This window comes from Pseudomonas sp. ABFPK (assembly GCF_001586765.1).
GTDB lineage: Bacteria > Pseudomonadota > Gammaproteobacteria > Pseudomonadales > Pseudomonadaceae > Aquipseudomonas > Aquipseudomonas asiatica.
In genome coordinates this window covers 154,523-169,375 of sequence record NZ_LQXW01000056.1, presented here as the reverse complement: position 1 = coordinate 169,375, position 14,853 = coordinate 154,523, and the positions used below count along the sequence as shown (strand labels likewise).

General features: G+C 63.2%; 10 protein-coding genes and 6 tRNA genes. 13 read left to right on the top strand and 3 right to left on the bottom strand.

The window, feature by feature from the left end; all coding sequences use genetic code 11:
* Positions 1 to 231 precede the first annotated feature (231 nt).
* Positions 232 to 2,247 carry an excinuclease ABC subunit UvrB gene (gene uvrB, locus WM94_RS24825; RefSeq protein WP_039615454.1) on the top strand — a complete coding sequence of 672 codons (2,016 nt, stop codon included), beginning with the start codon at positions 232 to 234 and terminating at the stop codon, positions 2,245 to 2,247.
* A 132-nt stretch (positions 2,248 to 2,379) separates the two neighbouring features.
* Here uvrB and WM94_RS24820 read toward each other — a convergent pair whose 3' ends face one another.
* Entirely contained in the window at positions 2,380 to 3,930 is a 1,551-nt protein-coding gene (locus tag WM94_RS24820; protein ID WP_061552352.1) for an MDR family MFS transporter, read from the bottom strand.
* Positions 3,920 to 4,975 (bottom strand): HlyD family secretion protein, encoded by a 1,056-nt coding sequence (locus tag WM94_RS24815; RefSeq protein ID WP_013971592.1) that lies wholly within the window; start codon positions 4,973 to 4,975, stop codon positions 3,920 to 3,922. Before WM94_RS24815 ends, WM94_RS24820 begins: the two co-directional genes overlap by 11 nt.
* Before the next feature lie 143 nt (positions 4,976 to 5,118).
* Between WM94_RS24815 and gltX the strand changes: the two genes are divergently transcribed.
* The 12 genes from gltX (at position 5,119) to WM94_RS24755 (ending at position 11,456) form a co-directional block, all read left to right on the top strand.
* Positions 5,119 to 6,600 carry a glutamate--tRNA ligase gene (gltX, locus tag WM94_RS24810; protein WP_025338230.1) on the top strand — a complete coding sequence of 494 codons (1,482 nt, stop codon included), beginning with the start codon at positions 5,119 to 5,121 and terminating at the stop codon, positions 6,598 to 6,600.
* Between the two features lie 245 nt (positions 6,601 to 6,845).
* Positions 6,846 to 6,921 (top strand) — tRNA-Ala (locus WM94_RS24805).
* Between the two features lie 72 nt (positions 6,922 to 6,993).
* Positions 6,994 to 7,069: transfer RNA gene (locus tag WM94_RS24800), tRNA-Glu, on the top strand.
* Positions 7,070 to 7,122: 53 nt separating this feature from the next.
* A tRNA-Ala gene (locus WM94_RS24795) sits at positions 7,123 to 7,198 on the top strand.
* Between the two features lie 41 nt (positions 7,199 to 7,239).
* A tRNA-Glu gene (locus WM94_RS24790) sits at positions 7,240 to 7,315 on the top strand.
* A gap of 61 nt (positions 7,316 to 7,376) precedes the next feature.
* Positions 7,377 to 7,452: transfer RNA gene (locus WM94_RS24785), tRNA-Ala, on the top strand.
* Positions 7,453 to 7,494: 42 nt separating this feature from the next.
* Positions 7,495 to 7,570, top strand: a tRNA-Glu gene (locus tag WM94_RS24780).
* 173 nt (positions 7,571 to 7,743) lie between these two features.
* Entirely contained in the window at positions 7,744 to 8,283 is a 540-nt protein-coding gene (locus WM94_RS24775; RefSeq protein WP_013971594.1) for a TetR/AcrR family transcriptional regulator, read from the top strand.
* A gap of 15 nt (positions 8,284 to 8,298) precedes the next feature.
* Positions 8,299 to 9,180 carry an alpha/beta fold hydrolase gene (locus WM94_RS24770; protein ID WP_061552351.1) on the top strand — a complete coding sequence of 294 codons (882 nt, stop codon included), beginning with the start codon at positions 8,299 to 8,301 and terminating at the stop codon, positions 9,178 to 9,180.
* Positions 9,181 to 9,321: 141 nt separating this feature from the next.
* Positions 9,322 to 9,756 carry a thioesterase family protein gene (locus WM94_RS24765; RefSeq protein ID WP_061552350.1) on the top strand — a complete coding sequence of 145 codons (435 nt, stop codon included), beginning with the start codon at positions 9,322 to 9,324 and terminating at the stop codon, positions 9,754 to 9,756.
* Positions 9,757 to 9,807: 51 nt separating this feature from the next.
* On the top strand, positions 9,808 to 10,779 hold the full coding sequence (locus WM94_RS24760) for a tRNA-dihydrouridine synthase (protein WP_023660793.1): 972 nt from the start codon (positions 9,808 to 9,810) through the stop codon (positions 10,777 to 10,779).
* Between the two features lie 233 nt (positions 10,780 to 11,012).
* Complete coding sequence (locus WM94_RS24755; RefSeq protein ID WP_061552349.1) at positions 11,013 to 11,456, top strand: Hsp20 family protein; 444 nt, start codon at positions 11,013 to 11,015, stop codon at positions 11,454 to 11,456.
* Positions 11,457 to 11,550: 94 nt separating this feature from the next.
* On the opposite strand, the gene WM94_RS24750 is transcribed toward WM94_RS24755, so the two are convergent.
* Positions 11,551 to 14,847 (bottom strand): PAS domain S-box protein, encoded by a 3,297-nt coding sequence (locus tag WM94_RS24750; protein WP_061552348.1) that lies wholly within the window; start codon positions 14,845 to 14,847, stop codon positions 11,551 to 11,553.
* Positions 14,848 to 14,853: the final 6 nt, after the last annotated feature.

Below are 14,853 nucleotides of genomic sequence, written 5' to 3'. Positions count from 1 at the left end.
CTGAAGCGGTGCACAAACGGGGAGTCAGTATAGTGATACCGACCGGTCACCGCGACAGTCCGGCATCGCTTTTCAGGTCATTTGCGCAAATATTTTTCGACCATTGGTCTAATTGCCGGGTCCACCGTAACAAGCGCTCACAGCTGTGCCTTGAAAGCGCCCCCCGGCGGGCGCATTTGGGTATAGACTACTGGCTAAATTTACAGTTGCTGCAACACCGCGAGGTCCGTCATGTCCGAGTTCCAGCTCGTCACCCGTTTCCAGCCGGCCGGCGACCAGCCCGAGGCCATCCGCCAGATGGTCGAAGGCATCGAGGCGGGGCTGTCGCACCAGACGCTGCTCGGGGTGACTGGGTCGGGCAAGACCTTCAGCATCGCCAACGTCATTCAGCAGGTGCAGCGGCCTACCCTGGTGCTTGCGCCGAACAAGACCCTGGCCGCGCAGCTTTATGGCGAATTCAAGGCATTCTTCCCCAACAATGCGGTGGAGTACTTCGTTTCCTACTACGACTACTACCAGCCTGAAGCCTACGTACCGTCGTCCGACACCTTCATCGAGAAGGACGCTTCGATCAACGACCACATCGAGCAGATGCGCCTGTCAGCGACCAAGGCATTGCTGGAGCGGCGTGACGCGATCATCGTCACCACCGTGTCTTGCATCTACGGCCTGGGCAGCCCCGAGACCTACCTGAAAATGGTCCTGCACGTGGACCGCGGCGACAAGCTCGACCAGCGCGCGCTGCTGCGCCGCCTGGCCGACCTGCAATACACCCGCAACGAGATGGACTTTGCCCGCGCCACCTTCCGCGTGCGCGGCGATGTGATCGACATCTTCCCGGCCGAATCGGACCTCGAGGCCATCCGCATCGAACTGTTCGATGACGAGGTGGAGAACATCGCCGCCTTCGACCCACTGACTGGCGAGGTCTTCCGCAAGCTGCCGCGTTTCACCTTCTACCCCAAGAGCCACTACGTCACCCCGCGGGAAACCCTGCTGGAGGCGGTGGAAGGCATCAAGGAAGAGCTCAAGGACCGCCTGGAGTACCTACAGAAGGCCAACAAGCTGGTCGAGGCCCAGCGCCTGGAGCAACGCACCCGCTTCGATCTGGAGATGATCCTGGAGCTGGGCTACTGCAACGGCATCGAGAACTACTCGCGCTACCTGTCCGGGCGCCCGGCCGGGGCGCCGCCGCCCACCCTGTACGACTACCTGCCGCCCGATGCGCTGCTGGTGATCGATGAATCCCACGTCAGCGTTCCGCAGGTCGGCGCCATGTACAAAGGCGACCGCTCGCGCAAGGAAACCCTGGTCGAATACGGCTTCCGCCTGCCTTCGGCGCTGGACAACCGGCCGATGCGTTTCGACGAGTGGGAGGACGTCAGCCCGCAGACCATCTTCGTATCCGCCACCCCGGGCCCCTATGAGGCCGAGCACGCCGGGCGCGTGGTAGAGCAGGTGGTGCGACCCACCGGCCTGGTCGACCCACAGGTGGAAGTACGCCCGGCGCTTACCCAGGTGGATGACCTGCTGTCGGAAATCCGCAAGCGCGTGGCACAGGGCGAGCGGGTGCTGGCCACCACGCTGACCAAGCGCATGGCCGAAGACCTTACCGACTACCTGGCCGACCACGACGTGCGGGTGCGTTACCTGCACTCGGACATCGACACCGTCGAGCGGGTGGAGATCATCCGCGACCTGCGCCTGGGTACTTTCGACGTGCTGGTGGGCATCAACCTGCTGCGTGAGGGCCTGGATATGCCCGAGGTGTCGCTGGTGGCGATCCTCGATGCCGACAAGGAAGGTTTCCTGCGCTCCGAGCGCTCACTGATCCAGACCATCGGCCGTGCTGCGCGTAACCTCAATGGCCGGGCCATCCTGTATGCCGACAACATCACCGGTTCCATGCAGCGCGCCATCGACGAGACCGAGCGTCGTCGCGAGAAGCAGATCGCCTTCAACCTGGCCAATGGCATCGTGCCCAAAGGTGTGGTCAAGGACATCACCGATATCATGGAAGGCGCCACCGTGCCCGGCGCGCGCAGCAAAAAGCGCAAGGGCATGGCCAAGGCTGCGGAGGAGAGTGCCCGTTACGAGGCCGAGCTGCGTACGCCGGGCGAGATCACCAAGCGCATCAAGCAGCTGGAAGAGAAGATGATGCAGTTCGCCCGCGACCTGGAGTTCGAGGCCGCGGCGCAATTGCGCGACGAGATTGCCCAGCTGCGCGAGCGGTTGATTACCAGCTGATTTCTTTACTGCCTGCACTGGCCTCTTCGCGGGTAAACCCGCTCCCACAGGATCGTTGTAATCCTTGAGCTCTGCGCAGTACCTGTGGGAGCGGGTTTACCCGCGAAGAGGCCGGCTCAGGCGACAACCCATTCAGTGGGCCTCCCCAGCCTTCAGCCCCTCCGGCAACTTGCGGGTCAACAACACCGCCACCATGCTCACCGCCAACCCGATCCCCACAAAGTGGAACGCATCGTTATAGGCCATGATCAACGCCTGCTGGTGAGTGATCTCGCTCAACTTGCCCAGCGCCGCATTGTCATTGCCCAGCCGCTCCGCCAGTTGCGCCAACCGTTCCGCCACCTGCGGGTTGCTCGGCACCACTGCCTCCCTCAGGTAATCGAAATACACCTTGGTCCGTGCATCCAGCAGCGTGGCCAGCAGCGCAATGCCGATCGCACCGCCCAGGTTACGCAGGATATTGAACAGGCTCGACGCCGAACCCGCATCCTGCGGCTGTATATACGCCGTGGCGATCAGCGAAATGGTCACCATGATCATTGGCTGGCCGATGGCTCGGATGATCTGGATATGGTTGAACTGCGGCCCTGCAAAGTCCGGGTTGAGCACCCCCGAGCCGAAACTGGCGGCGCCGAACAGGCAGAACCCCAGGGCACACAACACCTTGGGCGACACCACTTTCATCAGTTGCGGCACCAACGGGATCAGGAACAGCTGCGGGATACCCATCCACATGATCACCTCGCCGATCTGCAAGGCGTTGTAGCCCTGCACCTGCGCCAGGTACAGCGGCAGCAGGTAGATCGACCCGTACAAGCCCACCCCCATGCCAAGGCTGGCGATGCTCGACAGGCCAAAGTTGCGGTTGCCGAGGATGCGCAGGTTGATCAGCGGGTGTGGCTTGGAAAACTGCAGGATGACGAAGGTGATCAGGCTGACCAGGGCGATGCTGCCCAGGCCGACGATCAGCTGCGATTCCAGCCAGTCCTTGCGGTGGCCTTCCTCCAGGAACACCTGCAGGCAGCCAAGCCCCAGGCCCAGGGTGACGATGCCGGCGTAATCGGTGCTTTTCAGCAGTTCCCAGTGCGCGTCCTTCTTTTCCAGCCCGTACAGCAGGCCGGCGATCATCACCAGGCCCGGTGGGATATTGATGTAGAAAATGTACTCCCAGCCCCAGTTCTCGGTCAGCCAGCCGCCCAAGGTGGGGCCGATGGAGGGGGCGAAGGTGGCGGTCATGGCGAACATGGCCATGCCCTTGGCGCGGTGGTGTTCGGGCAGCTTGATCAGGGTCAGGGTGAAGGCCAGCGGGATCAGCGCACCGCCGGTAAAACCTTGCAGGGCGCGGAACAGGATCATGCTCTCCAGGTTCCAGGCCATCGAACATAACAGCGACGACAACAGGAAGCCGCCGGATACCCACACGGCCAGGCGCCGCGCCGACAGCAGCTGCACCAGCCAGGCGGTGAGCGGGATCATGATGATTTCCGCGACCAGGTAAGAGGTGGAAATCCACGAGCCTTCCTCCAGCGTCGCCGACAGTGCGCCCTGGATGTCCTTGAGCGACGAGTTGGTGATCTGGATGTCCAGCACCGCCATGAAGGCGCCGAGCATCACGCTCATTACCGCGATCCAGTCCCGCCGTGTCGGCTCCGCGGTTGGCCTGAGCAGCTGGTCACCGGCCATTGTGGCCTTCGTCTTCGCTGCGCAGGTCGACGGTGGCGGTCACCGACATGCCAGGGCGGATGCGCCCGTGCAGCGGGTTGTCAGCGCGGAAGGTCAGCTTGACCGGAATGCGCTGCACCACCTTGGTGAAGTTGCCGGTGGCGTTGTCGGGCGGTAGCAGGCTGAACTGCGCGCCGGAGGCGGCGAAAAGGCTGTCGACCCGGCCTTCTATCGGTGTGTCGGGGTAGCTGTCGAACAGCAGCTCGGCACGCTGGCCGGGCTGCATGCGGCCGATCTGGGTCTCCTTGAAATTGGCCTGCACCCAGATGTCTTCATCCGGCACGATCGACAGCAGGTAGGCACCGGCCTGTACCACCTGGCCATTGCGCGCGTTGCGCTGGCCAATGCTGCCGCTGATCGGTGCACGGATTTCACAGCGGGTCAGGTTCAGTTCGGCTTGTGCCAGGTCGGCGCGGGCGTTGGCGATCTGCGCGTCGAGGCGCTTGAGTTCGGCGGTCAATGCGTTGACTTGCTGGCGCTGGCTTTGCAGGTCGGCACGGGCCTTGTCGACCTGCGAGCCGGCGACATGGCTGTCCGCGGACAGGGTGGTGACCCGTTCTTCCGATACGAAACCTGGTTTGCGCAGCTTCTCGGCACGGCTCAGGTCCAGGCGCGAGCGGTCAAATGTAGCCTGGTTGGCCGCCACCTGGGCCTGGCCGGCGGCGATCAGGCTGGCTTGCTGGGTCAGGCGGCTTTGCGCCTGCACCTGCTCGGCTTCGCGGGTAGCCAGGGCGGCACGGGCGCGTTGCACGGCCAGTTCGAAGTCGGCGGCCTCCAGGCGCACCAGCAGGTCGCCTTTTTTGACGTGCTGGTTGTCCTCGACCCGCACCTCGTCGATGCGTGCGCCCAACTGGCTGGAAATGCGGGTGATCTCGCCCTGTACGTAGGCGTTGTCGGTGCTTTCGTAGAAGCGGCCCTTGAAGTACCAGTGGCCCAGGAAGGCGAGGGCGATGACGGCCACCAAGGTGAAGAAGACCAGCAGGCGGCGTTTGAGTTGGGCAGGCATGAGGACTATCGTTCCAGAAATGTAAATAAATTTAACAGCGGCACATGGCCAGTCGACAAGTGACGTTCGCGCCATTGCTGGAGCCCAATGCCTGCCTCCTGCTAACATCCCGCCTTTGTTTCATCTTTCGTTCGAGACTCTCCATGACCACCGTACGCACGCGTATCGCGCCATCGCCTACCGGCGACCCCCATGTCGGCACTGCCTACATCGCCCTGTTCAACTACTGCTTTGCCAAGCAGCACGGCGGTGAGTTCATCCTGCGCATCGAAGACACCGACCAGCTGCGCTCCACGCGCGAGTCGGAGCAGCAGATCTTCGATGCCTTGCGCTGGCTCGGCATCGAATGGAACGAAGGTCCGGACGTCGGCGGCCCGCACGGCCCTTACCGGCAGAGCGAGCGTGGCGAAATCTACGCCAGGTATGCCAAGGAGCTGGTTGACGCCGGCCATGCCTTCTACTGCTTCTGCACCGCCGAAGAGCTGGAGCAGATGCGCGCCGAGCAGCAAGCCCGTGGCGAAACCCCGCGCTACGACGGCCGCGCGCTGCTGCTGAGCGCCGAGGAAGTGCAGCGCCGCCTGGACGCTGGCGAGCCGCACGTTATCCGCATGAAAGTGCCGAGCGAAGGCGTGTGCGTGGTACCGGACATGCTGCGTGGCGATGTCGAAATCCCGTGGGACCGCATGGACATGCAGGTGCTGATGAAGAACGACGGCCTGCCGACGTACTTCCTGGCCAACGTGGTCGACGACCATCTGATGGGCATCACCCACGTGCTGCGCGGCGAAGAGTGGCTGCCATCGGCACCCAAGCTGATCAAGCTGTACGAATACTTCGGCTGGGAACAGCCCAAGCTGTGCTACATGCCGCTGCTGCGTAACCCGGACAAGTCCAAGCTGTCCAAGCGCAAGAACCCGACCTCGGTGACTTTCTACGAGCGCATGGGCTTCATGCCCGAGGCGATGCTCAACTACCTGGGCCGCATGGGCTGGTCGATGCCGGACGAGCGCGAGAAGTTCTCGCTGGCCGAGATGGTCGAGCACTTCGACCTGTCGCGTATCTCGCTGGGCGGCCCGATCTTCGACATCGAGAAGCTGTCCTGGCTGAACGGCCAGTGGCTGCGCGAACTGCCGGTCGAGGAGTTCGCCGCGCGCCTGCAGAAGTGGGCGTTCAACAGCGACTACATGATGAAGATCGCCCCGCACGTGCAAGGCCGGGTGGAAACCTTCAGCCAGGTTGCCCCGCTGGGCGGGTTCTTCTTCGAAGGCGCGCTGAAGCTGGACGCCAAGTTGTTCGAAAGCAAGAAGCTGTCGGCCGACCAGGTACGCCAGGTGATCCAGCTGATCCTGTGGAAGCTCGAAAGCCTGCGTCAGTGGGAAAAAGAGCGCATCACCGGTTGCATCCAGGCGGTGGTCGAGGCGCTGGAGCTGAAGCTGCGTGATGCCATGCCGCTGATGTTTGCCGCCATTACCGGCCAGGCCAGCTCGGTTTCGGTACTGGACGCGATGGAAATCCTTGGCCCGGACCTGACCCGCTACCGCCTGCGCCAGGCCCTGGACCTGCTGGGGGGTGTGTCGAAGAAAGAAAACAAAGAGTGGGAAAAGCTGCTGGCGTCCATCGCCTGACAGTGGTCCCGAGGCCATTAGCCGAACTTGTGGGAGCGGGTAAACCCGCTCCCACGGGGCTCAGTGTTGAGTTTTGGCAAGGGGAGGGCGGTAAGTGATTGTTATCTGTGAAAAATTTTTTGAATATTTTGAAAAATTCGTTTGACAGCCCTGCAATCCGATCTTAATATGCGCCCCGTCCACAGCGATGAACGAAAACGAAACGCCAGGCACCCAGCCAGCGCTTCGGTTCAAAGCGACATTGTGGGGCTATAGCTCAGCTGGGAGAGCGCCTGCATGGCATGCAGGAGGTCAGCGGTTCGATCCCGCTTAGCTCCACCAAATTCCGCCTGGCAGCCAAGGCTGTCGGGCAAGACCGGGTCCAGCAACCGGGTCTTGAAGGTAAGAAGGTTCGTCCCCTTCGTCTAGTGGCCTAGGACACCGCCCTTTCACGGCGGTAACAGGGGTTCGAGTCCCCTAGGGGACGCCAGTTTTGCACAAGCGATGTTTCAGGATGTCGCTGGGCCGAGAGGCTAGAAATCCGGGGCTATAGCTCAGCTGGGAGAGCGCCTGCATGGCATGCAGGAGGTCAGCGGTTCGATCCCGCTTAGCTCCACCAATTTGCCGCGGTTCGCGAAAGCGGATCGGCACGAAGGTTACGTCCCCTTCGTCTAGTGGCCTAGGACACCGCCCTTTCACGGCGGTAACAGGGGTTCGAGTCCCCTAGGGGACGCCACTTTTTCCTGCGTTTTGCAGGGCTTTAAAGGCTCGTCGATTACTGATGAGCCTTTTGTTTCGGGGCTATAGCTCAGCTGGGAGAGCGCCTGCATGGCATGCAGGAGGTCAGCGGTTCGATCCCGCTTAGCTCCACCATTTCTGCCGCGGTTCGCGTAAGCGGATCGGCACGAAGGTTACGTCCCCTTCGTCTAGTGGCCTAGGACACCGCCCTTTCACGGCGGTAACAGGGGTTCGAGTCCCCTAGGGGACGCCACGTTTACCCGCGTTTTGCGGGACTTTGAAGGCTCATTCGATTATTGAATGGGCCTTTTGTTTTTCTCCCCTACTCAAGATTTCGCGACCGACAGGCGGCTGCAGATTCTGCTTGCCAAAAAATATTATGCGAATAATATTTCGTTCATCATATTTTGATCGGCGAGTGGCCTGATGAGCGACAAGAAGAGCAGAACCCGCGAGCGCATTCTCGAGGCGGCGCGAAGTGCGCTGATCCAGCACGGCCCGGCCGAGCCCAGCGTCAGCCAGGTCATGGGTGCGGCAGGCCTGACCGTCGGTGGTTTCTACGCCCACTTCGACAGCAAGGACGAGTTGATGCTCGAAGCGTTCCGCCAGTTGCTGGGCGAGCGCCGCGCCTTGCTCGCGCAGATCGATCCCAGCCTCGATGGTGCCGGGCGGCGGGCGTTGGCCAGTGCTTTCTATCTGTCGCGCAAGCACCGTGATGCCGAAGTGCATGCCTGCCCGCTGCCCAATTCGCTGGGCGAGATGCAGCGCCTGCCAGAGGCCTTCCGCGAGGTTCTGGCCGAGCACATCGAGTTGATGGCAGCCGCCATGGTCGACCGCCCCGAGGACGCCGACAAGGCATTGGCCGACCTGGCCCTGATGGTTGGTGGCCTGGCGCTTGCCCGTGCCCTGGGCACCAGCGAACTGTCCGATCGTATTCTGCGCGCCGCCAAATCGGCGGTGCTTTGAGCCTGGAGCATGGCGATGACTACCCTAAGCTGGATTCGTGGTGTCAATGGCACCTTGGGCCGCCTGGCCCCCGAGCATGTCGCGGGCAAGATGCGCCGTGCCTTCATGACCCCTCGCAACCTGCCGCCACGGGATTGGGAGTTGCCCGTGCTGGCCAGCGCCGAGCGCATCACTTTGCGCTTCGGCTTGTCGGCCTTGCGTTGGGGCAAGGGGCCGACCGTGCTGATGATGCACGGCTGGGAGGGGCGCCCGACCCAGTTTGCCGCGTTGATCGAAACCTTGGTCCAGGCGGGGCACACGGTGGTGTCGCTGGAGGGGCCGGGGCATGGCCGTTCGCCTGGCGAACAGGCAAATGTGGTGTTGTTTGCCCGAGCGCTGCTGGAAGCTGCCGCCGAGCTGCCGCCGCTGCGCGCGGTTATTGGCCATTCCATGGGCGGCGCCAGTGTATTGCTGGCCTTGCAGATGGGGCTGCGTACCGAGGCAGCGGTCAGCGTCGCTGCCCCGGCGCGGCTATTGGGCGTACTGCGTGGCTTTGCCCATCGTCTGGGGCTGCCGGCGCGGGCGCGGGCTGCATTCATTCGCCAGGTGGAGCGGGATGTGGGCATGCAGATTGCGCGGCTGGATGTGACGGGTTACCAGTTGGAGTTACCCGGGCTGGTGGTGCATGCCGCCGATGATGCCTTGGTCGCAGCCGATGAGGCCCGGGTTATCCACAAGGCCTGGTTCGATAGCCGTCTGATGCTGCTGGAGGCGGGTGGCCACCAGCGCGTGCTGTCCGACCCGCGCCTGAGTGAAGCGGTGCTGGAGCTGCTGGCCCGGGCTGGCGCGGTGCCTGTAGGAGCGGCCTTGTGTCGCGATGGGCTGCGCAGCAGCCCCGGCAATCTGTGTCGGGACTGAGATTTTTGGGGCCGCTGCGCGCCCCATCGCGACACAAGGCCGCTCCTACAGGGACCGCGTAGCCCCGCAGGCAAGTGCAGAAGGGCTGGACTTTCCCTGGGCGGTCCCTGCTAAATCCACTTTTGCTCCAAGGAAGCGAACATGAGCTGGGACCTGGCAACACCCTTCGTCATCGACCTGCGCGTCGGTAGCGAGGATATCGACGGCCTCGGCCACGCCAACAACGCGGTCTACGTCACCTGGCTGGAGCGCTGCGCCTGGCGCCATTCCCAGCGCCTGGGCCTGGACCTGGCCGAATATCGCCGGCTGGACCGGGCCATGGCGGTGGTGCGCCACGAAATCGACTACCTGGCCGCTGCCTACGAGAATGACGAGTTGCAACTGGCCACCTGGATCATCGACTGGGACCAGCGCCTGCGCATGACCCGGCGCTTCCAGCTCAAGCGCCCGCGCGACGGCGTGACTTTGCTGCGCGCCCAGACCACCTTTGCCTGCATCGAGCTGTCCAGCGGCAAGCCCAGGCGCATGCCGGCGGAGTTCCTCGACGGTTACGGCCCGGCGCTGATCGGCGCCTGAAACACCGGCAATTTTTGTTAGACTGCCGGCTTTTTCCGCCGAGACCCCGACATGCAAATTGCCCTGGCCCCCATGGAGGGGCTGGTCGACAACATCCTGCGCGACGTGCTGACCCGCGTGGGCGGTATCGACTGGTGCGTCACCGAGTTCATTCGCGTGTGCGACCGCCTGCTGCCGCCTTCCTCGTTCGACAAGCTGGCGCCCGAGTTGCGCAATGGCGCACGGACCGCTGCAGGGGTACCAATGCGCGTGCAGTTGTTGGGGTCGGACCCTGTGTGCCTGGCGGAAAACGCCGCGCTGGCCTGCCAGTTGGGCGCGCCGGTGATAGACCTGAACTTCGGTTGCCCGGCCAAGACCGTGAACAAGTCGCGCGGTGGAGCGGTGCTGCTCAAGGAACCGGAGCTGCTGCACGCCATCGTGCGTGAAGTGCGCCGTGCCGTGCCCGCACATATCCCGGTCACCTCGAAGATGCGCCTGGGTTTCGACAGCCCCGATGGCGCGCTGGAGTGTGCCACGGCGCTGGCCGAAGGTGGTTCGGCGCACCTGGTGGTGCATGCGCGGACGAAGGTCGAGGGCTACAAGCCCCCGGCCCACTGGGAGTGGGTGGCGCGGGTGCAGGATGTGGTCAAGGTGCCGGTGTTCGCCAATGGCGAGATCTGGACCGTGGACGACTGGCGGCGCTGTCGTGAGGTCAGTGGCGCCGAAGACATAATGCTGGGCCGTGGGCTGGTTTCGCGCCCCGATCTTGGGCTGCAGATTGCCGCGGCGCGTGACGGGCGGGAGTACCAGCCGATGAGCTGGGACGACCTGCTGCCGTTGCTTCGCGAGTTCTGGCGTCAGGCCCAGGCCAAGTTGTCGCCGCGCTATGCACCGGGGCGGATGAAGCAGTGGCTGGCGATGCTGACCCGCAGTTATCCCGAAGCGGTTGTGCTGTTTGCCGAATTGCGGCGGGAGGATGACTGTGCGCGGATCAGCCGGTTGCTGGGGGTTGAGGCGGTTTCCTTGGAGGCTTGTGTTGCCTGATCCGGCCCTTTCGCGGGTAAACCCGCTCCCACAGGTTCGGCGCAGGTTTTGGAATGTGTGAGCTCCCTGTGGGAGCGGGTTTACCCGCGAAGAGGCCATCAAGCCCAACGCAGGAATCCAGATTTTTTCTGCTCCCCCTTGAAAGCATTTCCCCCGGCCATATCTCTTGAGTACGCGATGCCGAAGTCGGGTCGCGTAATGACTTACTTGCTGAATCTCAGGAGTTCATGACCATGACTACCGCTTTCTCTCTCGCTCCACTGTTCCGCCATTCCGTTGGTTTCGACCGTTTCAACGACCTGTTCGAATCCGCGGCACGTAACGAGGCCGGTAGCAGCTACCCGCCCTACAATGTGGAAAAGCATGGCGATGACCACTACCGTATCGTGGTTGCTGCAGCCGGTTTCCAGGAAGAGGACCTCGACCTGCAGGTTGAAAAAGGTGTCCTGACCGTGACCGGTAGCAAGCGCGACAATGGCCCTGCTGAAGTGACATACCTGCATCAGGGTATCGCGCAGCGCGCCTTCAAGCTGTCGTTCCGCCTGGCCGACCATATCGAAGTCAAGGCCGCCGGCCTGGCCAATGGCCTGCTCAGCATCGACCTGCTGCGCATCGTGCCTGAAGAGGCCAAGGCCAAGCGCATTCCGATCAATGGCGACAAACCAGCGCTGAACTGATCGTGTAGATGTGAAAAAGGGCACCCCCAGGGGTGCCCTTTTTATTGTGATCGCCTGAAGGCCGGCTCCCACAGGAATCGCATCTGCATCGGTTTCAGTAATCCGCCGGCGCCTCCAGCAACATCTGCCGGAACTCCGGCAACGGCAGCGGCCGGCTGTGCAAGTACCCCTGGTACAGGTGGCACCCCAGCCGTTCAAGGAACTCCAGCTGTTCGGTCAGCTCCACCCCTTCGGCAATCACCGTCAGATCCAGGCTGCGAGCCATGGCGACGATGGCGCGGACGATTTCGGCGTCGTTGGGGTCTTCCGGCGCATCGCGCACGAAGGTCTGGTCGATTTTCAGCGCATCCACTGGCAGGCGTTTCAGGTAGGTCAGCGAGGAATAACCGGTGCCGAAGTCATCCATGGCAAAGCTCACCCCGTAGCGCTTCAGCTCGCGCATCTTGCTGATGGTGTCCTCCAGGTTCTGGATGACGATGCCTTCGGTAATTTCCAGCGTCAGCATTTGCCGTGGCAGGCGGTAATCGTCCAGGCTGCGCAGCACCCGCCCGACAAAGTCGTTCTGGCGGAACTGCCGTGGGCTGATGTTCACGCACAAGCTGAAATCATCGGCGTCGATCAGCCCGTCGCCGAGCATGCGTGCGCAGGCATCGCAAGCTTCGTCGAGTATCCAGCTGCCAACCTCCAGGATCAGGCCGCTTTCTTCCAGCACCTGAATGAATTGCGCCGGTGGCTGCTGACCCAGTTGCGGATGATGCCAGCGCAGCAGCACCTCGGCACCGACGATGCGGTTGTCGCGCGCATCCACCTGTGGCTGGAAGTGCAGCGCCAACTCGCCGCGGGCCAGGGCCAGGCGCAGGTCGTTTTCCATGCGCAGGCGCTCGCTGGCAGCCTTCTGCATGGTGGTATGGAACAGCTGGGTGGTGTTGCGCCCGGAATCCTTGGCACGGTACAGGGCGATATCGGCACGCTTGAGCAGGTCGGCCGGGGTGGCGCCGTGGTCAGGGATCAGCGCCACGCCGATGCTGGGTGTTACCTGCAGGCGCTGGCCATCCAGCGACATCGGCTCGGCCAGCAGTTCGCGCAGGGTATCGGCCAGCCCGCGGACTTTCTCTTCGACCAGCTCGCGGCTGCCTTCCAGGCCGCTGAGCAATACCACGAACTCATCGCCACCCAGGCGCGCCACGGTGTCTTCCAGGCGCACACTGGCTTCCAGCCGTGCTGTGATGATCTTCAGCACCGTGTCGCCCACCGGGTGGCCCAGCGAGTCGTTGATGTGCTTGAAGTGGTCGAGGTCGAGGAACAGCAGGGCGCCGCGAAGGTTGTGGCGCCTGAGCAGGGCGATCTGCTGGCTCAGGCGGTCCATCAGCAGGGCGCGGTTGGGCAGGTTGGTCAGCGGGTCGTGGTAGGCCAGGTGGCGAATCTGTGCCTGGGCGTTTTTCAGCTGGCTGACATCGCGGGCGGTTACCAGCAGGCAGTCCACCTCATTGAGGGTGATCGGCTCCACCGACACCTCCACGGTAAGGATGTCACCGCGCTTGTTACGCCCTAGCATCTCGCGATGATGCACCCGGCCACGCTCGCGCAACTCGGCCAGCAGGGCGCTGCGCTGCTTGTCGTCGGCCCAGATGCCGATCTCGTACACCGTGCGGCCGACCACGTCGGCGGCGTTGTAGCCGGTCAGGCGGCAGAAACCGTCGTTGATTTCCAGGTAGCGACCGCTGTAGCGTTCGGTGATGGTGATGGCGTCAGGGCTGGAATGGAAGGCCTTGGCAAACTTCTCCTCGCTGGACTTCAGCGCCGCCTCGGCGCGCTGCTGCTGGGTGATGTCGCGCAGGGTGGTAACACTGCAAGGCTGGTCATCGACGGTGATCAGGCGGCTGGAAATCACGCAGGTCAGCGGTGCCCCATTGCGGTGGTTGACCACTACGGCGACGTTGCTCAGGGCCTGTTCGCGGATTACCCGCTCGATGCGTTGCGCGCGCTCGATGGACTCCGCCCACAGGCCGATTTCCTCGGCGGTGCGGCCGATCACCTGCTCGGTGCTCCAGCCGAAGGTCTGGGTGAACGCCGGATTGATCTCGATGAACTGCCCGGTGTCCTGGCGGGTGACACAGATTGGGTCGGGGCTTACCTGGAACAGGCTGGCGAACTTCTCTTCCGAAGCGCTCAGGCGCTGTTCGCGCTCCACCTGGTCGGTGATGTCGAGCAAAGTGCCAGCCATGCGCAGCGGGTTGCCCTGCTCGTCGCGGTACAGCCGGGCGCGGCTTTCGATGTAGCGCGAGATGCCGTTTTCCAGCTGTACCCGGTAGGTGATCTGGTAGTTGCCTGCAGGTCCTTCGCGCAGGCTGCGGTAGGCCTGGCGCATCGAATTGCGCTCTTGCTCCGGGACCCCTTCGAAAAACGCGTCGAACGATTCGTGAAACGGGATGGGCGGCAGGCCGTGCAGCTGCGCGGCGCGCGCCGAACCGTACAGCATGCCGCTGGGAATATGCCAGTCCCAGGTGCCCAGCTGTGCCGAATCCAGCGCCAGGTCCAGGCGCTCCTGGCTGTCCTTCAAGGCCTGCTCGGCACGTTTGCGCTCGGTGGTGTCGATAAAGGTGCTGAGCAGGAAGGTCCCGCCCTCCAGTTCGATGCCCTGGGTACAGAGGATGCCGTCATGTACCTTGCCGCTGGTAGCGCGGAACTGGACTTCCATTATCAAAGGGCCAGTGTTGCCACGGGTCGACTCCAGCAACTGGTGGCGCTGTTCGGGGTTTGCCCACAGGCCAAGCTCCAGGCTGGTCTTGCCGATCACCTGGCTACCGGGCCAGCCGAACATGTCTTCGAAGTGCTGGTTGACCTCGAAGATCATGCCGTCGTGGCGTCGGGTGAGCAAAATGGCATTGGGGCTGAGGTGGAACAGGGTGGCGAAGCGTTTTTCCGAATTGATCAACGCCGTTTCCCGCTCGCGCTGGCGGGTGATTTCACGGATCACCCCGATCATCTGCGGCCGGCCGTTCGGGTCGTGGGTCAGGCTGCCGTTGATCTCCAGCCAGTGCAGGCTGCCGTCCGGCCAGCGGATGCGGTGGCGCATGGCCTGCTCCACCGGTTCGCCGTTGAACACTGCCTGGAACACCTGGCGTGTGCGCGCACGGTCTTCCTCCGGCAGCAGGTCGAGGTAGTCGATATCTGCGGGGAGCGGGCGCTGCGGGTCGAAGCCGAACAGAGCCTGGGTGCCCCGTGACCAGCTCACCCGGCCGCTGTCGATATCCCATAGCCAGGCTCCCAGCCGTGCGCCGTTGAGTGCGGCCAGCAACTGTGGGGCGTTCTGCCAGGCCTGTTCCGACTCCTGAGGGTCGGCCGCTGGTATGCGCGGCAGGCGCAAAAAGCGATTCGCTGATTTGGGCATCGGTAC

Bases quoted from the DNA above. Each gene is read 5' to 3' on its own strand.
- WM94_RS24815 (WP_013971592.1), bottom strand. From the start codon at position 4,975: ATGCCTGCCCAACTCAAACGCCGCCTGCTGGTCTTCTTCACCTTGGTG.
- WM94_RS24820 (WP_061552352.1), bottom strand. From the start codon at position 3,930: ATGGCCGGTGACCAGCTGCTCAGGCCAACCGCGGAGCCGACACGGCGG.
- WM94_RS24775 (WP_013971594.1), top strand. From the start codon at position 7,744: ATGAGCGACAAGAAGAGCAGAACCCGCGAGCGCATTCTCGAGGCGGCG.
- WM94_RS24750 (WP_061552348.1), bottom strand. From the start codon at position 14,847: ATGCCCAAATCAGCGAATCGCTTTTTGCGCCTGCCGCGCATACCAGCG.
- WM94_RS24755 (WP_061552349.1), top strand. From the start codon at position 11,013: ATGACTACCGCTTTCTCTCTCGCTCCACTGTTCCGCCATTCCGTTGGT.
- WM94_RS24765 (WP_061552350.1), top strand. From the start codon at position 9,322: ATGAGCTGGGACCTGGCAACACCCTTCGTCATCGACCTGCGCGTCGGT.
- WM94_RS24770 (WP_061552351.1), top strand. From the start codon at position 8,299: ATGACTACCCTAAGCTGGATTCGTGGTGTCAATGGCACCTTGGGCCGC.
- uvrB (WP_039615454.1), top strand. From the start codon at position 232: ATGTCCGAGTTCCAGCTCGTCACCCGTTTCCAGCCGGCCGGCGACCAG.
- gltX (WP_025338230.1), top strand. From the start codon at position 5,119: ATGACCACCGTACGCACGCGTATCGCGCCATCGCCTACCGGCGACCCC.
- WM94_RS24760 (WP_023660793.1), top strand. From the start codon at position 9,808: ATGCAAATTGCCCTGGCCCCCATGGAGGGGCTGGTCGACAACATCCTG.